Here is a 24,285-nt window from a genome sequence, read left to right on the forward strand (position 1 = left end):
GTCTCAGGCAGGGACGATGTTGACCAGCTTCGGCGCGCGGACGATGACCTTGCGGGTTCCCCGGCCGTCCAGAGCCTTCTGGACCGCCTCGGACGCCAGCGCCAGCTGCTCCAGGTCGGCATCGGAGATGTCGGGCGACACCTCCAGCCGGTCCTTCACCTTGCCGGCGATCTGGACGATCGCGATGACCGAGTCCTCGACCAGCAGCGCCGGGTCGACCTTCGGCCAGCCGGCCTTGGCGACCGTGGGCTCGTGACCCAGGTTCTCCCACATGTCCTCGGCCGTGTACGGCGCGACCAGGCTCAGCAGGACCGCCACCGCCTCGACCGCCTCGCGGACGGCCGGGTCGGCCGCCCCCGGACCGGAGTCGATCGCCTTGCGGGTGGCGTTCACCAGCTCCATCGTCCGGGCGACCATCACGTTGAACCGGTACGACTCGATCAGCTCGGTCGCGTCGTGCACCGCCTTGTGGGTCAGCTTGCGCAGCGCCAGGTCACCCGTCGAGAAGTCGACGCCGACCGGAGACTCGACCGACCCGCTCAGCCGCCAGGCCCGCTGCAGGAACTTCAGCGACCCGCCCGGAGACATGTCGGCCCAGTCGATGTCGTCGTCCGGCGGACCGGCGAAGACCATCGTCAGCCGGACCGCGTCGACCCCGAAGGCGTCCAGCTGGTCACCCAGGTTCACGCCGTTGCCCAGCGACTTGCTCATCGCCTTGCCCTCGTTGATCACCTGGCCCTGGTTCAGCAGCCGGGTGAAGGGCTCGGTGGCGTCCAGCATGCCCATGTCGTGCAGCGCCTTGACGAAGAACCGCGCGTACAGCAGGTGCAGTACGGCATGCTCCTTGCCACCGACGTACTGGTACGTCGGCATCCAGCGGTCCGCCGCGGCCCGGTCGAACGGGCCCTCGGTGTAGTCCGGCGAGATGTAGCGCAGGAAGTACCAGGACGAGTCGACGAAGGTGTCCATCGTGTCGGTGTCCCGCTCGGCGGGCCCACCACACTTCGGGCAGCTGACCTCGACCCAGTCGCGGGCCGACGCCAGGGGAGAGACACCCCGGGGAGCGAGAGCCGCACCCCGCAGGTCCGGCAGCTCGACGGGCAGCTGGTCGTCAGGTACCGGCACTTCCCCGTCGACCGGGCAGTGGATGATCGGGATCGGCGCACCCCAGTAGCGCTGCCGGCTCAGCAGCCAGTCGCGCAGCCGGTAGTTGATCGTCCGCTCGCCCAGGCCCTTGTCCTCCAGCCAGTCGATGATCGCCGACTTGGCCTCGGTGACGCCCAGCCCGTCCAGGCTGATCTCCGCGTTGGAGCTGTTGATCGCCGGGCCGTCGCCGGTGAACGCCTTGCCGTCGAAGCCCTCTTCCGGCTGGACGGTCCGGACGATCGGCAGGCCGAACTTCTCGGCGAACTCCCAGTCGCGCGAGTCCTGGCCGGGGACGGCCATGATCGCGCCGGTGCCGTAGTCGGACAGCACATAGTCCGCGGCCCAGATCGGGATCCGCTCGCCGGTCACCGGGTTGGTCGCGTAGGAACCCAGGAAGACGCCGGTCTTCTCCCGGTCGGTGCTCAGCCGCTCGATCTCGGTCGACGCCTTGACGGCCTTCAGGTACTCGTCGAAGGCCTCCTGCTGATCCGGCGTGACCAGGTCGGCGGCCAGCTTGGAGTCCGGCGCGACGACCAGGAAGGTGGCGCCGAACAGCGTGTCGGGACGAGTCGTGAAGACCTTGATCGGCTCTTCGCGACCCTCCACCTGACTGTCAACTTCGAAGGCGGTGAAGGCGCCCTCGGAGCGGCCGATCCAGTTCCGCTGCTGCAGCAGGATCTCTTCCGGCCACTGCAGCTGGTCCATGTCGTCCAGCAGCCGCTGGGCGTAGTCGGTCGTCTTGAAGTACCACTGGGTCAGCTCGCGCTTGGTCACCTCGAAGCCGCAGCGCTCGCAGCGGCCCTGGACGACCTGCTCGTTGGCCAGCACGGTCTGGTCGTTGGGGCACCAGTTCACGTACGACGCCTTGCGGTACGCCAGCCCCTTCTCGAAGAACCGCAGGAACAGCCACTGGGTCCACCGGTAGTACTCCGGGTCGGACGTGTGCAGCCGGCGCGACCAGTCGAAGCTCAGCGCGTACCGCCGGATCGACTCCGCCTGGGTCTCGATGTTGGCGTACGTGTACGTCGCCGGGTGCTCGTTGCGCTTGATCGCCGCGTTCTCAGCGGGCAGCCCGAAGGAGTCCCAGCCGATCGGGTTCAGCACGTCGTAGCCCTGCTGGAACCAGAACCGGGACAGCACGTCGTGCAGCGCGAACACCTCGCCGTGGCCCATGTGCAGGTCGCCGGACGGGTAGGAGAACATCGTCAGCGCGTACCGGCGCTCGGACTTGCCGTCGTCACGCGCCTTGAACGGGTCGAGCTTCTCCCACACCGGCCGCCACTTGGCCTGCATGGCATTGAAGTCATAGCCGCCGCGGTCGATCGCGTCGTCCGCCTCGTGCTCCACCTGCTCGCTCACCGTCGTACTCCTGCGTCCTAGAGATGTCATGGGAACCCTGCCAGAAATGAAAAAGCCCCTCACGCAGGAGGGGACGCCGTACTGGTCAGCGCTCAGAAGGCGCCAGTACGGCTAACTAAGGAGCAGGGTCACTCGCATACCACCAGATTAGCGCATCCCCGCGGGCAGGCCGAACGGGCACACTCCCAGGGCCACCGGGCCAGCATCCGACGGATCTGGCCCCAGCGGGCCGTGGACGCTTTTAGCGTCGTCGCCATGATGCATATCGCCAAGAAGACCGCTACCGCCGCCCTGGTGGTGACCGCGCTGGCCACCCCGACCGCTGTCGCCCTCAACCAGGCCCACGGCGACGACAAGCAGCCGGCGACGGTCAAGCTCGTCGGGGACACCTGGGTCCGGACCGAGCTGTTCTTCGGGACCGACAAGCCGGGCCCGGACGTGACCGAGCACCAGTTCAGCCGGTTCGTGAACGACGTCGTCACGCCGCGCTTCCCCGACGGCCTCACCGTGCTGGCCGGCAACGGGCAGTGGAGGGGCGAGGACGGCAAGATCGTCAAGGAGCGCTCCAAGGTCGTCGTGCTGCTCTACCCGCTCGACGGGCAGGACGAGAGCAGCAAGAAGATCGAGGAGATCCGCAGCAAGTACGAGAAGCAGTTCCTGCAGGAGTCTGTACTCCGGACCGACAGCACCGAGCAGGTCTCCTTCTAGCCCGAACTAGCCGGATACGAAGGAGGTACCGCCCGTACGGCGGTACTCCCCCGGCGTACGGCCGTAGTGCCGCTTGAACGCAGTGGAGAACGGCCGTACGTCGGAGTACCCGCAGGCCCGCGCCACCTCGGTCACCGTGTACGCAGGGTCGAACAGCAGCTGCGCGGCGAGCTCCAGCCGCATCCGCCGCAGCGTCGACATCATCGACGCCCCGACCACCTGCCGGAAGAGCCGCTCCGCATGCCGCTCCGAGAGGTGTACTGCGGCCGCCACCTCCCGCACCGTCACCGGGCGAGCCAGGTTGTCCAGCAGGTGCCGCTGCATCGCCTCAACCACCACCAGCCCTCTCTCCCGTACTACGGGAGCCACCGAGAGATCCTGGTCGAGCGCGAACGCCCGCGCCGTGTCCAGCACCAGCGCAGCCCCCAGAGCCGCCACTGCCTCGCCATACCCGGATCGCGGCTCAGAAGCCTCCGCTGCCAGAGCAGTGACGACGGCAGGCAGCCCACCCAGCTCTCGCGACATCACTGGCCCGTCAGGCCGATTCAGCCCCGACCACCACCCGGTACCGGAGACAACCGTCGTCGGGCGGAAGGTGAACCCCCAGAAGGCGATCCCCAGCGGCGCCGACCGGCTGGACTCGATCTCATGCACATCCCCCGGCCGCGCCAGGAACAGGTCACCCGCGCTGACGTCGTACTCCGCCGCCCCGCAGTTGAACCGCCCCTCCCCTTCGTAGGCCAAACACACCTCATAGAAGGAGTGGCTGTGCCAGTAGTTCCGCCAGTACTCCGGCCGGTAGTGCCCCCAGCTCACAAAGTCCGCACGGAACTCGCCGACCTCACAGGACTCCAACAGCCCCGAGAGATCAACGAACCGCTCCGCATCCGCGACAGCCGCGAGACTCAACGCCAACGCCCATACCTCCTACGGCTGGAGACGATGAGGAACCCGGTCCCCCACAGAGTCAGCGCGGACAGCAGGAGCAGACCGACACTGCCCAGGTAGCGGTAGGCGTAGCCCATCCCGAGCTGCTGAGCGTTCTCCGGGTGCTCAGGGTCGTACTCCACCTGAATCTCCTGGTGCGATTCCACGTTGCGATACCGCTCCAACCGCGCCTCGGCCAAGTGTCCGTCGGCCGTCTTGAACCAGACATCGACTCTCGTGGAGCCTTTGCCCACCGGGTCGGTCACTGTCACCAGATCCGTTGTCACGGACACGCCACGGACCTGCAAGTGGTAGGTGTCCACGACCGAACTGACACCGAGGTACCCGACGAAGAGCCCCCCGATGATCAGAGGCAACAACATCACCCAGAGCGGAGCGGGGCGGGTGGCGGGGTCGGCTGGAGTCCAGCTGGATTGCATGGGCCGCAGCCTAGATCCGGTCCGGTCCACACAGCGGTCAGACCGATCCTCGGCCGGTCGGGTCGATTCCACGCAGGATCATGCCCTGCCCGAGTGAGTGGTCGTGGGTCTTCACGGTCGGCGGGTCGGACGGGTCGCGGTACTGGACCAGCCAGGTCGTCCGGGGTTCGCTGCTGACGTTCACGCCGGAGCCGTGGACGGTCAGGTAGGTGAAGAACAGCACGTCGCCGGCCTCGGCAGGCTGCGGTACGGCGTCTTCGAACGGTACGTCGGGAAGGTGGAACGACCCCTCCGGGTCGTGCTCACGGGGCCCCGCGAGGTGGCTGCCCGGGATCACCCGCACGCATCCCTTCTCCTCCGGCGCGTCGTCGAAGTGGAAGATGGCGGCGCCGACCCGGTGGTACTTGTGCGGGAAGAACGGATAGTCCTGGTGCAACGGGAACGGCGACCCGTTCTCCGGCGGCTTCACGAACAGCTTGGTGTGATGCAGCTGGACGTCCTCGACACCCATCACCGCAGCGGCCACATCCGTGAACCGCGGATCCACCAGCAGCTTCGAGAACGCCGCGTCGTAGAACTGCGCGTCGTGCAGGTGCTGCAGCCTCGTCTTCGCGTCCGACATCCCCATCGCCGACTGCCAGGTCGGGTCGTCGTCCCGGTTCAACCGGGCCAGCAACGCATGGCTGGTCTCCCGGTAGGCGGCCGCTTCTTCCTTGCTGAGCAGGCCTTTCACCAGTACGAAGCCCTGTTCGGCGTACTGCGTGGCCAGCGCCGGCAGATCCGTCCGGCTCTGCGTGATCGTCATCTCGGATTCCTCCTGATCGGGTACTACCGAGCCTACGAACAGCGGTGCCCGGGCAGCAGGATCTACCCGGACACCGATGTTCGCGAAACGGACACGGTTTACCCGAGGAAGAGGTAGTCCGCCTGGTACGGAACCGTCGCGATGGCGTCCTTCTCCGGGTCGCAGCTACCGGCCGGGGCGACACCGCCGACCGTGTTCAGCCGCAGGATCTGGGTGCTGTCGGCGAGGATGCCGGACCGGCCACCGACCTGCTTGGCGTCCAGCAGCAGCTCCGGGATGTTGCCCTGGCCGTTGGCCGACTTGGTGATCAGCTTGCCGGTGACCGCGGTGCCGTCCGGCGCGATCCACTGCGGCGGGCCGTCGACCGGCTTCGAGAACGAGTGCAGGATGCCTTCCCGCAGGACGGCCGCGACACCGAACTGACCGAACGCGAACCCGCCGCCGGGCTGCGCGACGCACCGGTAGATCTGCGATCCGCCGACGACTGCCGCCTGCGCCGCGCGCGGCTGACCGTGGGTGTTCCTCGCCAGCTGGCCGCGGACGGCGCCGCCGCTGAACTCGGCGGTGTGCAGGTTGGTGTAGAACCCGGCCGGATTCTTCGCCAGCTGACCGGCCAGTTCGGCGCCGACGGTCGCCGTACCGGCGATGCCCGTCACCGAGGCAGGCAGGCCGTCCGCGTCGGCGAACAGGTCGGCCGCGACCGCGCCGTTGATGCCCCTGGCGCCGGCGTGGATGTGCCCGTTGGTCGGTGCGCCGATACCGCTCCAGACCGCCGCGTACGAGACCTTGTCACCACTTGCCTGCAACAACCACTCGGCGCGGCCGTCCTTGTCGCCGGAGGGCTTCGGGCCGGGTACCTCCTGCTTGCCATCAGCAACAGCTTGCAGGTTGTCCGCGACCGAGCCGTTCAGTACGCCGTTGAGGTCGACCGCGCGGCTCAACGCGTGCGTCTGGCCGCGGACCGCCCCACCTGGGAACTCGGCCGTGTGCAGGTTCAGGTAGAAGCCGGCCGGGTTGGCCCGGATCGAGTCGAGCAGCGCCTGGTCGGTCACCTTGACGGTGCCGGTCACGGCCGAGGCTCCGGCCGGGATGTCCGAGCCGAGGAAGTCGATCTTGACGCCACCGTTCGTCCCGGCCGCGCCCTGATGGATGTGGAACGCCTTCGGGGCAGTGATGTTCTGCCAGCGCACGGCGTACGAGACCAGGTCGCCCTTGATCCGGACCACGGCGGTGGCGCGGCCGTCCGGATCGCCGACGGCCGGACCGCCGGCGACCGGTACCTCGTTGCGCCCGCTCAGCCCGGCGGCGAGGTAGACCGCCGGAGCTTTGCTGTTCCCGGCAGCAGCGGCGACAGGCGGTCCCGCATCGGCTGCCTGGTGACTGTTGTGGGTGACGACGGCGTCCTGCGCGGAGTGATCATCGTGGGCGAAGGCGACGCCGGCGACGACGACCGACGCCGCCACGCCCGTGACGACAGCTGGCAGGACATACTTGCGAACAGACATCGGAAAGCCTTTCGTAGTTGGTCTTCAGTGCCCTCGACCAACAGCACGTAAGGTTTTCTGGATCGGTTCAAATCAACTTTCTACAGCCCCAGCTGGCCCAGCCGCACACTGATCCGCGGGTCGGTGGAGACCACCGGGCTCTCCGTGCGGACCCAGGGGTCGCCGTCGAAGTACGTCTCGAAGATCTTCTCGGCGGTGCGGGTGGCCAGGGCCTGGCTGGTGAGGGTCGGGTTGGGGCCGCCGAGGCCGTTGGACAGCGCCGAGTTGTCGGCGATGAAGAGACGCTTGACCGCACGCGTCTCGCCGCGGGGGTCGAGGACCGAGTTCTGTTCGGATTCGCCCATCCGCATCGACGACTGGACGTGCAGGATGAGCGGCGCCCAGTCGATCCGGTAGACCTTCTTCGCACCGGCACCCCGCAGCAGCTCGGCGGCCTTTCGCGCCATCACCTCGCGGTTGTTCAGGGTCCGCTTGGTGCGCTTGCGCTGCTGGAAGGTGACCTTCGGGATCGGCCCGTTCTCGTCGGCCGGCAGCGCCGACGTGGTGACCCGGTTCTGCGCCTCGACGTCGTCGTCGGTGATCACCAGCACGGTGAGCAGCTTGTCGATGCCACCGGCCAGCAGCTCCTTGAGCTCCGGCCCCATCAGCCGCCCGGCCGGTCCGTCCCACGGCCCGGTCTGACCGCGGCCGTTCTTGTACTGGCCGCGGATCCCGCTGTCCGACAGCGTGCCGGCGAACGCGTTCAGCGCCGGCGGCAGGCCGACGTTCTCCAGTCCCCCGTACGGCGGGTAGTCCAGCCGGGCGCTCGACCCGACGCCCTTGGGGTTGCCGGTGTAGTCGTCGAACGACCCGATCATCCAGTCGAAGAAGTGATCGGTGTACCCGCGCCCGACCCAGCCGTTCTGGTTCGGCAGCCCGCTGTTGAACCACAGCCGCGGATTCTCCGTGCACCCACCGGACATCACCACGACCCGGGCATCCTCGCGGTGCTCGTCACCTGACACGTTGTCCCGCCACGTCGCACCGGACGCGGTCAGTACTCCATGCCGCAACTCCGTGTGCACCCTGGTCACGTACGCGTCGGCGATCAGCTCCACCGGCTTGCCGCCACGCGACCAGACCTCGGCCGTCAACGCCATCGGCACGTAGCTGTTGTCCGTCGAGCGCTTGGCGAATTGGTTGCGTGGGGCACCATTCGGCCGCATGCAGCCCTGGAAGCAGTAGCCGCAGAAGGTGCAACCGGTCGCCTGCGGGTAGTTGAGCAGGTTCTTGTCCGAGGTCTTGCCGGCCGTCCCGCCGGGTTGCAGGATCGCGTTCTCCTGCGGACGGTACGACTGCCTGAGCGTCGTCTTGGTGGTCTGGACGGGCAGCCCGAGGGTCTCCGCGCCCTTGAAGAACAGTTGCTCCTTGTGTCCCATCGCGGCCGTCTGGACGGGCATGATCGCCTCGACCCATTCGAAGTACGGGACCATTTCGGAGTACGTGAACGGGAACCGGTGGTTCACGTCGTACTCGTTGCGGTCGGCGCCGTCGTACCCCTTGAAGACACCCGGGTAGGCACGCGGGTAGTTGCCGTAGAAGTGCTGGGTCGTGCCGCCGACACCGGACAGCTGCCAGACGAACGAGTTCTGCGGCCATTCCCGGTACCACGCGGGCTTGGACCGGTCCGTCGGGCCGAGGCGGAAGTACCCGGTGAGTGGGTTGTTCGCATCCTCCTCGAACGTCGACCACTCCTCCCGCGGCTTCGCGTGCCGCGGACCGGCCTCGAGCAGCAGGACGTCGAGCCCCTTCGCGGCCAGCTCCTTGGCGACCACGGGTCCACCACCGCCGGCTCCGATCACGATCACGTCGCGCATCAGTCGTGCACCTCTTTACGCCCCTGGTAGTAGCCGATGAAGTCGTCCCAGCCCTCGACGGGCCCGTGCGGCTGGTAACCGGTGAGGGTCCAGCCGACCGGCCGCTTGCGCAGCGTCTTGGTCTCCCGGTCCAGTACCGCGAACTCGCCGTACGCGCCGAAGGTGCCGAACTCGATCAGCGCGCCGCCGACGAACTTGAGCAGCCCGGACACGGACTCCTTCAACGGCTCGGGGAACTGCACGTCCAGCAACGCGACCAGATCCGAGTCGGTCTTCTCGATCAGCTCGAACGCCTTCGCCTTCTCGGCGTACGTGAGGCGCGCGAACGGCGACAGGTGCGGGCCGTTGACGGCGGCCGGGTTGACCTGGGTCGCCATCAGGTTGAGCAGGCCGGCGATCGGGAACGACAACGGAATCGCCTCGTCGCTGTGCAGGATCGCCGCGAACGCCCGGTCGAGACTGCGCAGCTCGGCCGGCAGTACTTCGAGGCCCGGCAGGCTGATGCCCGTGTCGGCCAGTCCCGTCACCAGAGCGGCACTGATCGGCTGGGCGAGCGCGTCGGGGAACGGCACGAAGTTGTCGAGCGCGGCGATCATGAAGTCGGTCGCGCCGGCCTCCATCGCACCCGGCGTACTGCTGGAGGCACGCTGGGTCCGGGAGTACTGGTCCGGGCCGGGCAGGCAGAAGGCGGTCAGACCGTTGAGGGTGTCGCGGGCCAGTGCCGCGAGGACAGGGCGGACGAGGTCGACCGCGGGCGGAAGGAGCGGGTTCGTCGCGGCGTCGGCGGGGTTGAGCAGGCTGCGTGTCAGCAGCCCGCCCCCGCCCAGTGCTGCGCCGAGAACGCCGATCCGGGCCAGGAAGACCCTTCGGGCAAGAGGAACTGCAGCAGGCATACGGGGTCCTTCGCAGTGAAATGGGGCCACGCCGGGATCCCAGGTCAGGGGGAAGGACCACCGGCACCACTGGTCCTACAACGACCAGTGGTGCCGAAGGGTCACTCGCTTGTTTCGTCCACTTTCTCCACTGGTACGACGATCGGCCGCAGTCTCGCCCAGAGGGTGAAGATCGCCGCGAAGACGAGCATCGCGAGGCCGCCCCACAGGTTGATGTTGATGCCGGCCGCCTTGTCGACCTCCTTGGGGTCGGCGATGATCCCGAGGATCGTCAGCACCACCCCGTAGATCGCGATCAGCAACGCGATCACCACCCGGATGTCGAACGCTCCGGCCTTCTTCTTCTCCGTCATCTGTCCGCCCCTCTCAGCCGAAGACGATGTTCAGCACGACGACCATCGCCAGCGATATGCCGGCCAGCACGGTCGGCTTGCGGTACCAGCCGTGGTCGCCTTCCTGCGCGACCTCGGTCCGGTCCTCCTTCGGGGTCAGCGAATAGACCAGCCCCTTGAGCTCCTCGTCCGTCTTCGGTCTGGTCGCCATGCTGACCAGGACGCTCACCGCGATGTCGACCACGAAGGCCGCGCCGGCGCCGACGAAGCTGGCGCCCTGCCCGGGCAGCTTGATCACCTCGGTCTCGGACAGGACGAAGACCAGGATCGCAGTCGACGTACCGCTGACCAGGCCGACCCAGCCGGCCGCCGCCGTCATCCGCTTCCAGAACATACCGAGGATGAAGGTGGCGAACAGCGGGGCGTTGAAGAACGAGAACAGCTGCTGCAGGTAGTCCATCAGGTTGCTGTAGCCGGAGGCGATCGCCGCCGTGCCGATCGCGACGATCGTGCCGCCGACGGTCGCCCAGCGGCCGAGCCGCAGGTAGAACGCGTCGTCGCGGTCCTTCAGGATGTACCGCTCGACCAGGTCGTAGGTGAAGACCGTGTTGAACGAGCTCAGGTTCGCCGCCATACCGGCCATGAACGAGGCCAGCAGCCCGGTGATCGCGAGGCCGAGCATGCCGTTCGGCAGGAGATCGCGCATCAGCAGCAGCAGCGCGTCGTTGTAGGTCACCGAGCCGTTGCCGGTCTGCTTGAGCTGTTGCAGCTCAGGGACGGCCACCGCGGCGATCATGCCGGGGATGATCACGATGAACGGGACGAACATCTTCGGGAACGAGCCGATGATCGGCGTCCGCCGGGCGGCCGACATGTTCTTGCTCGCCAGCGCCCGCTGCACCTCGACGAAGTTCGTCGTCCAGTAGCCGAAGGACAGCACGAAGCCGAGACCGAAGACCAGGCCGATCACGGACAGCCAACTGCTGGTGAACCCGCTCAGCTGCTCTCCCGGCCAGGCGTGCAGCTGCTGGCTGCCGCCCTTGGGATCGGCGGTGATCTTGTCGACCAGGCCTTGCCAGCCGCCGACCTTGTGCAGGCCGATGATGGTCAGCGGCAGCAGCGCCGCCACGATCACGAAGAACTGCAGCACCTCGTTGTAGATCGCCGCCGACAGACCGCCGAGGGTGATGTAGCTCAGCACGATCGCCGCCGCGATGATCAGCGACAGCCAGATCGGCCAGCCGAGCAGCACGTTGACGATGGTGGCCAGCAGGAACAGGTTGACGCCGGCGATCAGCACCTGGGCGACGGCGAAGCTGATCGCATTCACCAGATGCGCCGTCTTGCCGAACCGGCGCAGCATGAACTCCGGCACGCTGCGGACCTTGGAGCCGTAGTAGAACGGCATCATCACGACGCCGAGGAACAGCATCGCCGGGATCGCGCCGATCCAGAAGTAGTGCACGGTCGGCATCCCGTACTGCGCGCCGTTGGCCGACATGCCCATGATCTCGATCGCGCCCAGGTTGGCCGAGATGAACGCCAGGCCGGTCACCCAGGCGGGCAGCGATCGCCCGGAGAGGAAGAAGTCGAGGCTGTTCGAGACCGCGCGTTTGGCGAGGTATCCGATGCCGAGGACGAAGGTGAAGTACAACGCGATGATGATGTAGTCGATCGCTGTGGCATCCAGCCGCAGGATCGAGTCTTGCGCTAACACAAGCCGGCCTCCGCATCGTCGTCCTGACGCTTAGTGACGCTACCGGTGAGGAACGTTACCTCGCCGTACCGACACAACCCCACCCGGCCGCGCCGGGCGGAGATCTCCATCCCGATCTCCACCCACGGATGGTCCGAAACGTCGAGCCGTTTCCCTACCTTCGGGACCATGTCCCTTCCGACCCTTGGCAACGCCGCGATCGTCGTCGTGATCGTGATCGCCGTCCTCGCCCGCCGACTGTCCTGGTCCGAACTGGAGAACTCCGACACCGACGTCTGGCGCGGCCCGCTCGTGATGGCCGGCATCGGCCTCTACCAGATGCACGACAAGCTCACCGGTACCACGCTGGGCCCGATCGACGTCGTCCTGCTGGTCCTCGGCGTCGGGCTCGCGCTCGTCGCAGGGCTGGCGAGTGGACGGGTCGCCCAGGTCGAGCACCGCGGTACGAAGGTGTTCTACCGCCTCGGCCTTCCGGGGCTGGGGATCATGGTCTGTTATCTCGTCCTCCGGCTGGCTCTTGCCGGGCTCGGGCACCTCTTGGGTGCGACGATCACCTCTGGCGGCGGGTCGCTCCTGCTGACCATGGGCGCGAACCTGCTGGTCCAGTCGGTGGTCGTCCAGTCCAAGGCACATCGACAGGCTGAGGAGTACTCGAGCAGGTGAACACGAGGGCGATCTTCGGGGAGACCGGCTGGCTCGGGCGGGCGATGACGTCGGCCGTGTCGATCGGGGTGCTGGCCACCGCGCGGCCTGAACGCCAGTGGGTCTGGGTGGTGCTCGCAGCCGGGTTGGTCGCCTTCCTCGCCGGTACCTTCCTGATGAACTGGCGGCCGTACTGGGCGCTCGGGTTCCTCGCGTATGCCTCGATCAGCGCGGCCTTCGTCACTGGCGTCTCCGGATCCAATGCGCTCGTACTGGTGCTCGTCCCGCTCACCGACGTCGCCGTGATGGCGCATCCCTGGCGCAATCGGCCGATCATCGCCGTTGGCCTCAGCTGCGCCGGCGCGGTCGCGGTCTCCGCATGGTGGTGGGATCGCTCGACGAGCTGGTACCTGACTCAGCTGATGTGGATCGCGATCCTGGTCGCGTTCGGGCTCAACCGGCGGCAGTACGAAGTACAGGCTCGTCAGACGGCGCAACTGCTCGAGCAGACCCAGCTGGCCCAACACGAACACGCCCGAGCCGCTGCCCTGGACGAACGCGGCCGAATCGCGCGCGACCTCCACGACGTACTCGCCCACTCCCTCGGCGCACTGACCGTCCAACTCGAACTAGCCGAAGCCCTCCTGGCCGACCGCAACGACACTGCAGGTGCTCTGGACCGGGTACGCCGCTCCCGCCGCCTAGCCGTCCAGGGCCTGGTCGAAGCCCGCTCCGCCGTCGCCGCCCTCCGCTCCGACGAAGCCCCTGCCCTCCCCGAAGCCCTGACCGCCCAAGCCGATCAACACGAAAAAGACCACCAGACAAAGGTGACCGTGACGACGTCCGGTACCCCTCGGCCGATCGCCTCCGGTATCACCGTCGCGCTCCTGGGCGCTGCTCGAGAGGCACTGACCAACGCCGGCAAACACGCTCCCAACCAACCCATCGACATCCAGCTCACCTACACCGACGCGCTCCGCCTAACCATCCACAACCCAATTGCTGCGGGCCAACTGCCCGGCCCGACCGGCCAGGGCTTCGGGCTGGCTGGGATGCGCGAGCGCCTGGCCCTGGTCGGTGGCAGCCTTGAGGCCGGACCGGATGGCGACGGCTGGCTGGTCATTGCGGAGGTGGCAGATGCCTGAGCAGTTGGTGCGGGTGGTGGTTGCTGACGATCAGCAGGTGGTGCGGGAAGGGTTGGTGGCTTTGCTCGGGTTGATCGATGGGGTTGAGGTGGTCGGCGCGGCAGGCAACGGCGTTCAGGCGATCGAGCTCGTTGCTGAGGGCAACGTAGACGTCGTGCTGATGGACCTGCGAATGCCGGTACTCGACGGCGTGAAAGCGACGGCCCGGATCACCGCGGAGTACCCAAAGGTTGCCGTCCTGGTCCTGACGACCTACGCCGACGACGAGTCGATCGCCCTGGCACTCCGGGCCGGCGCGCGCGGCTACCTGACCAAGGATGCCGGCCGGGTAGAAATCGGAGCCGCCCTACACGCAACCGCCGCCGGCCAGTCCACCTTCGACCCAGAGGTCTCCCGCAAACTGATCGCAGGCCTCAACCCCACACCAGCCCCTCGCACCGACGGCCTCACCGCCCGGGAAAGCGAGGTCCTGAAACTGATCGCCCAAGGCCTGAGCAACCCCGAAATCGCCCAACGACTCTTCATCGGCGAAACCACAGTCAAGACCCACATCAACAACACCTTCGCCAAAATAGGCGCCCGCCACCGAGCCGAAGCAGTCCGCTACGCCTACCGCCACGGCTTAGCCGACTGAACCCCCATGCTGCCCCGCCGTCCGCTCCTCCGTCCCAGCCCAAAACCAGCTGGCGAACGGTGTTTCTTCGGGGGCTGGTGGTCTGTAGGTGGTCAGCGGGCGAACAACCTGGCAGCGGGACCGGTGGGCCGAGCCGCGAGCGCCCGGCGGGCGTCAGATGCGGAGTTCGGCGACGACTGGGCGGTGGTCGCTGCCGGTGGAGTCCATTACCCAGGCCTTCGTCGGCGTGACGCCTCGGACGAGGATGTGGTCGATTCGGGCCATGGGGAAGTTGGCGGGCCAGGTGAAGCCGAAGCCGAAGCCTGCGGCTCCCTGGGCTGAGCGGAGGCCGTAGGTGAGCGGCGCGAGGCTGCGGTCGTTGGCTGTGCCGTTGAAGTCGCCCATCACGATCACGCCGGCGACCTTCTCCTGGGCGATCTGCTGGCCCAGTTGCTTGATGGTGTTGTTGCGCTGATCTGACGTGAAGCCGCTGGTGCCTACCCGGACGGACGCCAGGTGCGCGACGTAGACGGCAACCTTGCCCTCCGGAGTGGCGACCTCGGCGCGCAGTGCGCGGGTCCAGGCGAAGCCGACGTCGACCGACTCGCTCTCCTCGACCGGGAACTTCGACCAGAGAGCGACCGTGCCGCGCGCGACGACATGCGGATACGTCTTCGCGAACGCCGCCTTGTAGACCTTCAGGTCCGCGGAGGTGATCTCCTCCAGCGCCACGATGTCGGCATCGGCGGCGAGCAGGTCCTTGGCTGTCTGCTCCGGATCCTTGTTCGCAGCGTCCACGTTGTGCGACAGCACCCGTACGTCGTACGCGCCGCCACCCTTGCCCGGAACCAGCGCGTTCCCGAACATCATTCCCCAGATCAGCGCCGGCACCAGCAGCGCGACCCCAGCAGTAGCCGAGCGACGCACGATCGCCGCAATCGCGAGCACCGGGATGGCGACACCCACCCACGGCAGGAAGGTGTCGACCAGACTGCCGAGGTTGCCGAACGAGTTCGGGATCCGGCGATGGAACAGCAGCGGCAGCGCCACCAGGAGCGCCAGGACCGCGATGAACCAGCCGCGACGCCACTTACCGCCCTTGCGCTGCCGTCTGGAGGCGACACGGGAAGAGCCGGCGCCCGGTTTGCGGCGGCCGGTTCCGGGCTTGCGGCGGTTGGGCAGTGTCTGGCGGTCGGACATGGGTCGATTCTTGCCCACGCCGGTTCCGGACCAAAGCCCGGGCGACCCCGATCATCCCGACGGCGGAGCTATTTCATCCGTTGGTACCAGCGCGCCGTCCGAAGGTACCGGCCCACACCGCGCCCAGATCCGTTGCCCACAGCAACGGATCTGGGCGCGGGACCGCCGTCAGCTCTGGTCGTCGACGATCGCGTCGGCGGCGTTCTTCTTCACCGACGCGACCCCGTTCAGTGCGGAATCCTTGCTCTTGTACCCCTCGGAACTCGCGATGATCTGCCCGTTCGGCGCTTTCAGCCGGAACCGGTACTCACCTCGCGCGTCCTTGTAGACCTCGAACTTGGCCGCCACGATCCACCTCTCTGGTCACGGGTCGTCCTACGCCTGACTATCGCCGACGACGCCCGGGTGTTACCGAGAATCGCCGGGACCCTGGCGCGGGACCCTCGGCGCACCCAGAATGCGGATATGCGTGAGGACCCGACTACAGAGCCGTTCGTCGTACGGCGTACCGGGCTCGGCACGACGCTGTCCATCCTGTACTTCGGTGCGCTGCTCGTCGCCCTCGAGATCCTGCTCACCGTCGGCGCCGTCCTGTGGGCCGTCCTCAACGACTCCCCGATGCGCACACCGCTGGAGGCCATCTGGCTGGCCTGGGGCGGCGCCCCGCTGATCTTCGCGATCGGGCTGCCGATCCTGATCCTGGTCGGCGCGATCACCACCGCCGAGTCGCGGCACGAATCCGACTCCGACGACGTCCTGCTGTGCCTCGACAGCAACCGCGTCTACCTCGGCGGCGACCAGCCGCAGACGCTGCACTGGGGCGAGGTCCACGAGATCTGCCGGGTCGAGCGGCACTGGGACCACGGCGAGGACGGCGAGGGCTGGGAGCCGCACCTGATCGTCATCACCCATCCCGACGCTGCCGGCCCGAAGTCCTGGGGCCCGTCGCGACAATGGCCCGGCACCCACGCGGTGATGGGCAAACCGCTCGACTTCGACGCGCTCCGCGAGGCCGTGAAGCGATATGCGCCACACATCCCGGTCACCGACCGAGGCCGCGTCCCGGAGTAGACCATCGACGGCCTACCGTGCGAAGCATGACTGAACCCTTCGAGCCGGCTCCCAGCCTCGACAGCCCTGAAGAAAAGGCCCGGTACGACCGTGGCGCGGCCGTCTTGAACGCGGTCGACGGCGGCTCCGCCCCGGCCGTGATGGAGGCCCTGGCCGACATCGCGCCGGATCTGGCCCACCACATCGTCGCGTTCGGGTTCGGCGACATCTACGCGCGCGCCGGCCTCGACCCCAAGCAGCGACAACTCGTGACGCTGGGCATCCTCACCGCGCTCGGCGGGTGCGAGCCGCAACTGGAGGTGCACGTCAGGACTTCGCTCAACGTCGGCCTGACCCCGACCGAGATCGTCGAGGCCCTCACGCACGCGGCCGGCTACTGCGGCTTCCCCAAGGCGCTGAACGCGATCTTCACCGCCAAGAAGGTCTTCGCCGCCCGCGGCCTGCTGCCCGTGGGCGGCGAAACCAGAACTGACTAACTCTTACCGCCGAGCAGCTTCTCGAGATCGTCCAGCGTCGCCATCGCGCCGATCGGGCCGAGGCCGAGGAACCAGACCTCGTCGTTGACCCGGGCCACTTTGCCGGCCTTGACCGCAGGCAACGCCTTCCAGATCGCCCCGCCGACGACCTGGTTCTCCTTGGTACCGGTCGCCGGCCCGAAGCTGGAGTAGAAGATCCAGTCGCCGTCGGCCTTGCCGATGTTCTCCTCGGAGACCTCGACGGCCAGGTCCTGGACGTTCTGCACCGTCGGCCGCGGCAGCCCGATGTCCTTCAGGATCACGCCGATGAACGACAGGTTGCCGTAGAGCCGGATCTCGCCCGGCCGGAACCGGACCAGCGAGATCGTCGGCGAGCCGGAGATCTTGCCCTTCACCTCGGTGGCGCGCTTCTGGTAGTCGTTCAGCACCTGGACCGCCTTGGTCTCCTCGCCGACGGCCTCGGAGACCAGCAGGAAGTCCTCCTTCCACGGGAACCCGGGCCGGATGCTGAAGACCGTCGGGGCGACAGCGCTGAGCTTGTCGTACAGGTCGTTCGCTCGCAGTTTGCTGCCGAGGATCAGATCCGGCTTCAGCGCGGCGATCGCCTCGAGGTTCAGCTCGCTGACGTTGCCGACCGTCGTGATGCCCTGCGCCTTGCCGGCCAGATAGCTCGGTACGCCGGTCTGCCCCGAGTTGGTCGCCATCCCCACCGGCGTGATGCCGAGGGCCAGCACGTCGTCCAGCTCGCCGCTGTCCAGTACGACGACCCGCTCGGGCCTCTTCTCGATCTTGGTCTCGCCGAGCGCGTGCTTGACCGTCCGCGGGAAGGCTCCCGGCTGCGCGTCCGAGCCGAGCTTGGCGGTCTCCGCGTCGGCCGTGGAGAACAGCCGTCCACCAGTCGCCACGTCCGTGTCACCGACGCCGGTGTCCGCCGACTTCTTGTCGTTGCTGCCACATCCCGCCAGCAGCACCGCCATCATCACCGCGCCGGCGACCAACCGCCGAGCCGATCCACTCACAAGCTGTCCTATCTCTTCTCACCAGTTGGGGCCTGGTTGAGACTACAACTTTGGATAGGCAACCCTAATCAGCGGGTGCCTGCGCTGAGGTGGGTCAGTACGGCGAGGACACGGCGATGGCCGTCCTCGGTTTCGGGCAGCGCCATCTTGGTGAAGACGTGGCGGACATGCGCCTCCACGGTGCGTTCGCTGAGGAACAGACGCTTGGCGATCCCGCCGTTGGTCAGCCCCTGCGCCATCAACTCGAGCACTTCCCGTTCCCGGTCGGTCAACGCAGCCAGCGGGTCGTTGCGGGCCACCAAGCCGGCCACCACCTGCGGATCCAGCGCCGACCCACCCCGCGCGACCCGCTCGGCGGCGGTCAGGAACTCGCCCACGTCGAGTACCCGGTCCTTCAGCAGATACCCGAACCCGCCGAGTGCGACCAGGTCGACCACATGCTGGGTCTCGATGTGCTGCGACAGCAGCAGCACCCCGACTTCGGGATGCGCACGCTTCACCGCCTGAGCAGCCCGGGCTCCCTCGTCGGCGAACGTCGGCGGCATCCGGATGTCCGCGACCACCAGATCCGGCCGGTACGACGTCACCGCGGCGAGCAACCCGTCCGCGTCGCCGAGCGTCGCAACGACCTCATGACCGCCATCGACGAACAGCATCGCCAGCCCCTCGCGCAACAGCACCTGGTCCTCGGCGATCACGATCCGCATGGCAGCTCCGCGGTGAGGGTCGTCCCGTTGCCAGGGCGGCTGTGTATGTGGAAGGTCCCGCCGAGGACGGCGATCCGGTCCGCCAGGCCCGTCAGCCCGGTGCCTCGGCGGGCGTCCGCGCCGCCGATGCCGTCGTCGGTCACGGTGACCAGCAATCGCTGCTGCTGACAGCGGACGGCAAGCGCGACCTGGCTTGCGTTCGCATGCTTGACCGCGTTGGTGATGCCTTCACAGCAGATGAAGTACGCCGCCGTCTCCACGCCCGGGTCGAACCGCTCACCCGGAACCTGCACCGAGACAGGCAACGGCGCCCGCCGGGCGAGATCGTGGAAGGCCGGTCCCAGGCCGGCGTCGAGCAGCGCCGGCGGAAGACCGTGGGCGAGTTCACGCAACTCGCCGATCGCGACACCGACCTCGGCGACCGCGCGATCCAGCGTCGCGCCGACGGCATCGCGCGCCGGACCCAACTGGTGCTGCGCGTGCCGGAGCGCCAGCCCGATGGACACCAGCCGCTGTTGCGCCCCGTCGTGCAGATCCCGCTCGATCCGCCGGCGCTCGGCGTTGCCGGCGGCAACAATGCGGGCCCGGGAAGCCTCGACCTCGCTCAGCTGCAACCGCACCTCCGCGCGCAGCCGGGCGATCTCGACCGCCAGCCCGCCCTGCTCGACCACGCGACGCAGCAGCTCGGGGCTGAACGCGGCCGGGCTGTCGTGCAGCACCACGCCGATCGGGTCGCCACCGCGCTCGATCACGATCCGGTGCCGATCGTCCTCGTCTCGGGGGTGGCCGGCCAGGTCGACGTACCGCTGACTCTCCGGCAGGAAGACGAGGAGCTCCAGATCCGGGTCGGCGAAGATCTCCCGGAGCACGGGCTGCACGTCCTCCGGCGCGCGTCGGCCACCGCGGACCTCGTCGAGGAACAGCGTCATCCGGCGCAGGGCGTCGTACCTCGACCTGTTGAAGCGGCGGTCGACGGCGTCCTGGATCCGATGGCGCAACGGGTGGAACAGGATCGCGCACACCACCGTGGCCGCGGCCGTCGCCCAGCCCGAACTCCGGCCGAGCAAGGTGCCGAGGCAGATGATCAGGACGCCGTACGCCGCCGCCAGCGCAACGCTCAGCGTGGCGTAGGCGACCGTGCGGCTGATGAACAGGTCGATGTCGTAGAGCCGGTAGCGCAGGATCGCCGCTCCCGCCGCCAGTGGCAGCGCGGAGAGGGCGAGGGCCGCGAGCACGCCGACGGCCGGGGTGACGTACCAGAGCGCGAAGGTGATGGGGAGGACCACGCCTGCGACCGAGGCCGCGAGGACGAACCATTTGAGCTGCTGACGTTCGAGGCCGCTGGTGTTGCGGAAACGGACGGCGAGGGACAGTACGGCAGCGATCAGCGCGCCGAGGAACAGCGGCATGCCGACGGCCAGCAAGAGGCCCGTCGGCAGGGACTCGACCGCCCACGGATTGCGGCCGCTGCTGAAGTCGCGACCGCGGCCAGGGCTCAGCGACCATCCTGCCGTACCGAGCATCAGCCCGAGAGCGCCGACCCAGGGCACCGGCCGCCACCGCGGCCCGGGCAGGCGGCCGGTCGGGAAGAGCAGGAAGGTCAGTGTCCAGCCGTAGCCGCTGATCAGCCAACTACTCGAGGTGATCCATTCAGCGAGCGGACCGCCCGGCCACGCCTCCGCGGCGGCCCGCAGTCCCCAGCCCTGCAGGAGGTCCGCAGCGGTCGCGTTGTACAGGCCGAAGCCGCAGAACAGCCAGCCGATCGGATTCTCCGGCCGGTGCTGCGCGATCACCGCTCCGGCGCCGACGGTGGTCAGCCCCGCCACGGCGTACACGAGGGTGTCGTACTCGGGCTCCAAGCGCCACGACAAGACGACCGCGGCGATCTCCACGACCACGGTCGCTCCGAAGAGCACTGCCGGTAATGTCCGTCGGCCCACCCATCCATCGTGACAGCGCGCGACGGTGGCGGCCAACAGTGCTGGCACTTACGGCGATCCGCGGGTGATCGCTGATCCAGCTGTCGTACTGGCGCCGATGCGCCGGGCGACCACGCGTTCCTAGCGTGAACGGCATCAGCATCCTCCGAAAGGCGGGACCATCATGAACAACCTCTCGATCCGCCGGCTCGCCGGCGCCGGACTCGCCGGCGGTATCACGACCGTCGGGTCGGGCGTCGTCATCGAGACGATCGTCAAGCCGGCGTCCGACGTGCCCGACGACATGTGGAGCTACCCGTGGAGCGCGGACGCCCTGACGCCGGTCTCCATCGTGTTCGCCGGGATGCATCTCCTCGTCCTCGTCGGCATGCTCGCGTTCGCGCGCAGCCTTCGTCGCGGGCGGGCCGGCGCGGGACTCGCGGTGGCCGGGACCTTGGTCCTCTTCCTGGCGGAGTTCGCGAGCATCCCGTTCGCCGACCAGCGGATGGACGAGACCGGACCGCAGGTGGTCGGCGGCTTGTTCGGCCTCGGGGTCGCCGTCACCGCGCTCGGCCTGCTCATCGCGGGCATCGCCGTACTGCGATCGGGTGAGTGGCAAGGGTGGCAACGGTTCGCACCGATCGTTGCCGGCATCTGGTCGCTGCTCATGATCGGGTTGAGCTTCACCAGCGCGCTGCCCATCGGCGTCGCGATCTACGGCCTCACCCTCTGCGTCCTGTACCTGGCCGTGTACACGCAATACCTCAGCCCGACCGGTGACCGATCCGAGCGCCTCCGTGCCCGGATCGAGCAGTAGGCCAGGGGTGGGCAGGATGATCCGGTCGATCGTGCGCTTGCCGGCCTGGGGCGGCGTGTGTGGGCTGGCCTGGGCCTCGGGGCTGCGCGGCTTCATGGCTCAGGTCGCCGGCCCAGACTCGTCGGTTTCGTGGTCGGGCACGTTCGGCTGGATCCTCCTGCCCGGCGCGCTGATCGGCGTACTCCTCGGGTGGTCCGAACACATCCGCCGGACGGGCGGCGAGCGCAGGCGGTGGCTGACGCTCTCACCACTACTCTTCGCGAGCGTCCTGCTCCCTGGTCTGACCGACCCGGCGAATATCCTGGCCGACGGCATCGGCGGCGGAGCACTCGCCCTCCCCGTCTTCGCCATAGCGGGCGGGTACGCCTTGGCCGGCCGCGGTCAGCGCCGACTGCGGGTCTTGTGCGGTGTGCTCGCTCTCGGGCCGATCCCGGGCTGGGTGATCGCCACCCTCGCCCAGTCCACAGCCATCGGCCCTCGCGAAACCTGGATCGCCGTCTACTTCTGGTCCCTCCAGGCAGTACTGACGCTCGCCGCCTCCATCCCCTTCCGCAGCACTGTCAGGAGCCCTGCAGCTACTCGCTGAGCTTCGGTTCCCAACCCCTCGTCTCTCCTGCTGACATGGTGATCTCGGTGGCTTCGCCGCCCGCGACACGGATCGTGAAGGTGCCTGCGACCTCCGCCGTCGCCACCACCTTCTGCACCTGCCCACCCGCCCAGGTCACGTCGAAGGCGAGCCCGCCGCGGGCCCTCAAGCCGGTGTACGAACCGTCCGGCCACTCGGCCGGCAGCGCGGGTAGGAGATGGATCACATCGGTATGGCTCTGGATCAGCAGCTCGGCGATGGCGGCCGTGAGCCCGAAGTTGGCGTCGATCTGGAAGATGTCGCCGTCGCGGTGCAGCAGGTTGTCCGAGACGAGGCGGCTCGTGTAGTCGCGCAGTACGGCCGCGGCCTTCTCGGCGTCGTACAGCCTTCCCCACAAGGCGATCAGCCACGCGCTCGTCCACCCACCAGCTGGCCGGCCTGAGGTCCGTACCGCGAGTGAAGCCCGAACAGCCGATGCCCATTCCGGCGTACCGGCCGGGTCGATCTGTGCGCCTGGGTAGAGCCCGTAGAGGTGTGACTGGTGCCGGTGGTCGAACTCGGACGGCGGCCAGTCGGTCTGCCACTCCATCATCCGGCCGTCGTCCGCGATCGCGATCGAGGGCAGTCGCAGTACTGCGGCCTGCCCGCGGGCGGCGATCTCGCTCGACAACCCCAAGGCCGCCTCGGCCTCGACGACGTTGGCGACCAACTCACGGATCAGCCAGTTGTCGTACGTCGTGGTCAGGTCGACCGACGCCTTCTCGCCCGTCGGCACGTAGAAGTGGTGTTCGGGCGCGGTCGACGGGATGAACTGCAGCCGCCCCTCGCCGTCCTCGACGAGCATCGAGAGCACGAACTCCGCCGCTCCGAGCAGCACCGGATACGCCTTGTCGCGCAGGAAGTCGAGGTCCGGGTGGAAGCGGTGGTGCTCCATCAGATGCGCCGAGAGCCAGACGCCACAGGTGGCGGCCATCGACCAGACGGGATCGTCGCCGCCGTCGCCGACCGGCCAGCTCGCCATCCAGATGTCGGAGTTGTGGTGCGAGACCCAGCCGGGCGCGTCGTACAGGATGCGGGCGGTCTCGGAGCCGGACTCGGCCAGGCCGGTGAGGAGATCGGTCAGCGGGCCGAAGCACTCGCGCAGGCCGGTGACGTCGGCGGGCCAGTAGTTCATCTGGGTGTTGATGTTGTTGGTCCAGTCGCTCGCCCACATCGGGCGGCGGTCCTCGTTCCAGATGCCTTGCAGGTTGGCGGCCTGCGTACCGGGCCGGGAGGACGCCATCAACAGGTAGCGCCCGAAGCTGAAGATGAGCGCGCTGAGTCCAGGGTCCGTACCACCGGCAGCGACCGCGCTGACGCGTTCGTCGGTCGGCAGGTCGACCGGCTCGCCGAGGGTCAGGCTGGCCCGGTCGTACAGGGTGATGTGGTCGTCGAGATGCCGCTGCTTGAGCTCGCCGAGGTCGACGGCGTCGAGCAGGTTCATCGCCTCCTGCAACGCGACGGCCGGGTCATTGCCGGGAGCAACGGACCAGCCTCGAAAAGTACTAGCTGCCGACAACAGAACGGTCAGGTTGCCGGCGCCACGAACCTTCAGCCCGGTGTCATCCGCAGTCACCGTTCCGCCGGTGGCGAAGACACGCAGGGCGACGCCGAAGCCGATCCCTTTCCCTTCCTCGTAACGGATCGGGTCAGGGCTGGTCCGGTACTCGATGGTGAGGTCCGACGGCGCGTGCCCGACCATCGTCGCCGTCTCGCCGGATGCGTCGAGGCTGATCGGATGCTGACTCGTCAGCGCGAGATCGACGTCGATCGCTCCCGGCGCACTGGCTTCGATCGTCCAGACCATCACCTGATCCGGCGTCGACACATAGGTCTCGCGATGGAACCGCACTCCCCCGCGGGTGTAGTCGATCCCCACGATCCCGGTCCGCAGATCCAACGACCGCCGATACTCCGTCCCGTCGGCGGGGTCGCCCGCACTCCCGGCGCCGCCTGGCGACGTGATGAGCAGGTCGCCTAGCGGCTGGTACGACTCGACGAGCGGGCCTTGTAGTGCACGGGATCGTTCCGATGCGGCGTACCGGTCGCCCTCCTCGAGCAGCAGCCGGCGGATGTCGGCCACCACCTCCGGCCCGTCGGTCACCGCCAGTTTGCGGGCGCCCGCCCCGGACCAGACGTCGTCGAGGTTCAGTGCGATCCGCTCGTCAGCGACCCGGCCGAACACCTTCGCGCCGAGATGCCCGTTGCCGACCGGCAGTGCCTCGAACCAGTCCGGCGCGGGGGTACGGAACCACAGTTCGAGCGACATACAGAAAGCTTCCTTCAGCGCAGAGGGACGGCCGTACCGGGAGCTGGACGGAGCTCCCGGTACGGCCAGAGGGGCGCGGCCGCAGGGGTTCGGC

Annotated in this window: 23 protein-coding genes; 8 read left to right on the forward strand and 15 right to left on the reverse strand. The window is 68.1% G+C overall.

Annotated elements, in window-relative coordinates; all coding sequences use genetic code 11:
• Positions 1–3 precede the first annotated feature (3 nt).
• Positions 4–2,535 (reverse strand): leucine--tRNA ligase, encoded by a 2,532-nt coding sequence (gene leuS / locus ABD768_RS15155; RefSeq protein ID WP_425558425.1) that lies wholly within the window; start codon positions 2,533–2,535, stop codon positions 4–6.
• 225 nt (positions 2,536–2,760) lie between these two features.
• Here leuS and ABD768_RS15160 point away from each other — a divergent pair, with 225 nt between their 5' ends.
• Positions 2,761–3,213 (forward strand): DUF3574 domain-containing protein, encoded by a 453-nt coding sequence (locus tag ABD768_RS15160; protein ID WP_344841098.1) that lies wholly within the window; start codon positions 2,761–2,763, stop codon positions 3,211–3,213.
• Between the two features lie 6 nt (positions 3,214–3,219).
• Here ABD768_RS15160 and ABD768_RS15165 read toward each other — a convergent pair whose 3' ends face one another.
• The 8 genes from ABD768_RS15165 to ABD768_RS15200 all read right to left on the reverse strand — a co-directional run bounded on the left by ABD768_RS15165 (position 3,220) and on the right by ABD768_RS15200 (position 11,688).
• On the reverse strand, positions 3,220–4,128 hold the full coding sequence (locus tag ABD768_RS15165; protein ID WP_343971852.1) for an AraC family transcriptional regulator: 909 nt from the start codon (positions 4,126–4,128) through the stop codon (positions 3,220–3,222).
• On the reverse strand, positions 4,119–4,580 hold the full coding sequence (locus ABD768_RS15170; protein WP_343971850.1) for a DUF3592 domain-containing protein: 462 nt from the start codon (positions 4,578–4,580) through the stop codon (positions 4,119–4,121). Before ABD768_RS15170 ends, ABD768_RS15165 begins: the two co-directional genes overlap by 10 nt.
• A gap of 37 nt (positions 4,581–4,617) precedes the next feature.
• Positions 4,618–5,385 (reverse strand): phytanoyl-CoA dioxygenase family protein, encoded by a 768-nt coding sequence (locus ABD768_RS15175; RefSeq protein WP_344841100.1) that lies wholly within the window; start codon positions 5,383–5,385, stop codon positions 4,618–4,620.
• Between the two features lie 98 nt (positions 5,386–5,483).
• Positions 5,484–6,890, reverse strand: coding sequence for a CHRD domain-containing protein (locus tag ABD768_RS15180; protein ID WP_344841101.1), 1,407 nt, complete (start codon positions 6,888–6,890; stop codon positions 5,484–5,486).
• An 80-nt stretch (positions 6,891–6,970) separates the two neighbouring features.
• Positions 6,971–8,746, reverse strand: coding sequence for a GMC oxidoreductase (locus ABD768_RS15185; RefSeq protein WP_344841102.1), 1,776 nt, complete (start codon positions 8,744–8,746; stop codon positions 6,971–6,973).
• Positions 8,746–9,639 (reverse strand): hypothetical protein, encoded by an 894-nt coding sequence (locus tag ABD768_RS15190; RefSeq protein WP_344841103.1) that lies wholly within the window; start codon positions 9,637–9,639, stop codon positions 8,746–8,748. Before ABD768_RS15190 ends, ABD768_RS15185 begins: the two co-directional genes overlap by 1 nt.
• Before the next feature lie 101 nt (positions 9,640–9,740).
• On the reverse strand, positions 9,741–9,992 hold the full coding sequence (locus ABD768_RS15195; RefSeq protein ID WP_343971840.1) for a hypothetical protein: 252 nt from the start codon (positions 9,990–9,992) through the stop codon (positions 9,741–9,743).
• Positions 9,993–10,005: 13 nt separating this feature from the next.
• Complete coding sequence (locus tag ABD768_RS15200) at positions 10,006–11,688, reverse strand: sodium:solute symporter family protein (protein WP_343971838.1); 1,683 nt, start codon at positions 11,686–11,688, stop codon at positions 10,006–10,008.
• 168 nt (positions 11,689–11,856) lie between these two features.
• Between ABD768_RS15200 and ABD768_RS15205 the strand changes: the two genes are divergently transcribed.
• From ABD768_RS15205 to ABD768_RS15215, 3 genes are read left to right on the forward strand one after another with little or no spacing between them, the layout of a single operon-like run.
• Positions 11,857–12,351 carry a hypothetical protein gene (locus ABD768_RS15205; RefSeq protein ID WP_344841104.1) on the forward strand — a complete coding sequence of 165 codons (495 nt, stop codon included), beginning with the start codon at positions 11,857–11,859 and terminating at the stop codon, positions 12,349–12,351.
• Positions 12,348–13,475 (forward strand): sensor histidine kinase, encoded by a 1,128-nt coding sequence (locus tag ABD768_RS15210; RefSeq protein ID WP_344841106.1) that lies wholly within the window; start codon positions 12,348–12,350, stop codon positions 13,473–13,475. Before ABD768_RS15205 ends, ABD768_RS15210 begins: the two co-directional genes overlap by 4 nt.
• The gene (locus ABD768_RS15215) at positions 13,468–14,109 is read left to right on the forward strand and encodes a response regulator (protein WP_344841108.1); all 642 of its coding nucleotides are present in this window, start codon (positions 13,468–13,470) and stop codon (positions 14,107–14,109) included. Before ABD768_RS15210 ends, ABD768_RS15215 begins: the two co-directional genes overlap by 8 nt.
• A gap of 153 nt (positions 14,110–14,262) precedes the next feature.
• Here the strand turns inward: ABD768_RS15215 and ABD768_RS15220 are convergent, their stop codons facing one another.
• Together ABD768_RS15220 and ABD768_RS15225 are read right to left on the reverse strand one after the other, a co-directional pair.
• Complete coding sequence (locus tag ABD768_RS15220) at positions 14,263–15,288, reverse strand: endonuclease/exonuclease/phosphatase family protein (protein WP_344841110.1); 1,026 nt, start codon at positions 15,286–15,288, stop codon at positions 14,263–14,265.
• 168 nt (positions 15,289–15,456) lie between these two features.
• Positions 15,457–15,636, reverse strand: coding sequence for a DUF1508 domain-containing protein (locus ABD768_RS15225; RefSeq protein ID WP_164600903.1), 180 nt, complete (start codon positions 15,634–15,636; stop codon positions 15,457–15,459).
• A gap of 117 nt (positions 15,637–15,753) precedes the next feature.
• Between ABD768_RS15225 and ABD768_RS15230 the strand changes: the two genes are divergently transcribed.
• On the forward strand, positions 15,754–16,359 hold the full coding sequence (locus ABD768_RS15230) for a hypothetical protein (RefSeq protein ID WP_343971809.1): 606 nt from the start codon (positions 15,754–15,756) through the stop codon (positions 16,357–16,359).
• Positions 16,360–16,385: 26 nt separating this feature from the next.
• On the forward strand, positions 16,386–16,835 hold the full coding sequence (locus ABD768_RS15235) for a carboxymuconolactone decarboxylase family protein (protein ID WP_343971782.1): 450 nt from the start codon (positions 16,386–16,388) through the stop codon (positions 16,833–16,835).
• Here the strand turns inward: ABD768_RS15235 and ABD768_RS15240 are convergent.
• The 3 genes from ABD768_RS15240 to ABD768_RS15250 form a co-directional block, all read right to left on the reverse strand.
• Entirely contained in the window at positions 16,832–17,854 is a 1,023-nt protein-coding gene (locus tag ABD768_RS15240; protein ID WP_344841113.1) for an ABC transporter substrate-binding protein, read from the reverse strand. The genes ABD768_RS15235 and ABD768_RS15240 overlap by 4 nt on opposite strands.
• A 68-nt stretch (positions 17,855–17,922) precedes the next feature.
• Complete coding sequence (locus tag ABD768_RS15245) at positions 17,923–18,561, reverse strand: response regulator transcription factor (RefSeq protein ID WP_343971776.1); 639 nt, start codon at positions 18,559–18,561, stop codon at positions 17,923–17,925.
• Positions 18,549–20,477 carry a sensor histidine kinase gene (locus ABD768_RS15250; RefSeq protein WP_344841115.1) on the reverse strand — a complete coding sequence of 643 codons (1,929 nt, stop codon included), beginning with the start codon at positions 20,475–20,477 and terminating at the stop codon, positions 18,549–18,551. Before ABD768_RS15250 ends, ABD768_RS15245 begins: the two co-directional genes overlap by 13 nt.
• Positions 20,478–20,664: 187 nt before the next feature.
• Between ABD768_RS15250 and ABD768_RS15255 the strand changes: the two genes are divergently transcribed.
• Both ABD768_RS15255 and ABD768_RS15260 read left to right on the forward strand, forming a co-directional pair.
• On the forward strand, positions 20,665–21,297 hold the full coding sequence (locus ABD768_RS15255; RefSeq protein ID WP_344841116.1) for a hypothetical protein: 633 nt from the start codon (positions 20,665–20,667) through the stop codon (positions 21,295–21,297).
• A gap of 16 nt (positions 21,298–21,313) precedes the next feature.
• Positions 21,314–21,883: a hypothetical protein gene (locus ABD768_RS15260; RefSeq protein ID WP_344841117.1), complete on the forward strand. Its 570-nt coding sequence runs from the start codon at positions 21,314–21,316 to the stop codon at positions 21,881–21,883.
• Here the strand turns inward: ABD768_RS15260 and ABD768_RS15265 are convergent.
• Positions 21,873–24,191, reverse strand: coding sequence for a glycoside hydrolase family 95 protein (locus ABD768_RS15265; RefSeq protein WP_344841120.1), 2,319 nt, complete (start codon positions 24,189–24,191; stop codon positions 21,873–21,875). The two genes, ABD768_RS15260 and ABD768_RS15265, sit on opposite strands and share 11 nt — an antisense overlap.
• Between the last annotated feature and the right edge of the window lie 94 nt (positions 24,192–24,285).

Source organism: Kribbella ginsengisoli (genome assembly GCF_039537185.1).
GTDB lineage: Bacteria > Actinomycetota > Actinomycetes > Propionibacteriales > Kribbellaceae > Kribbella > Kribbella koreensis.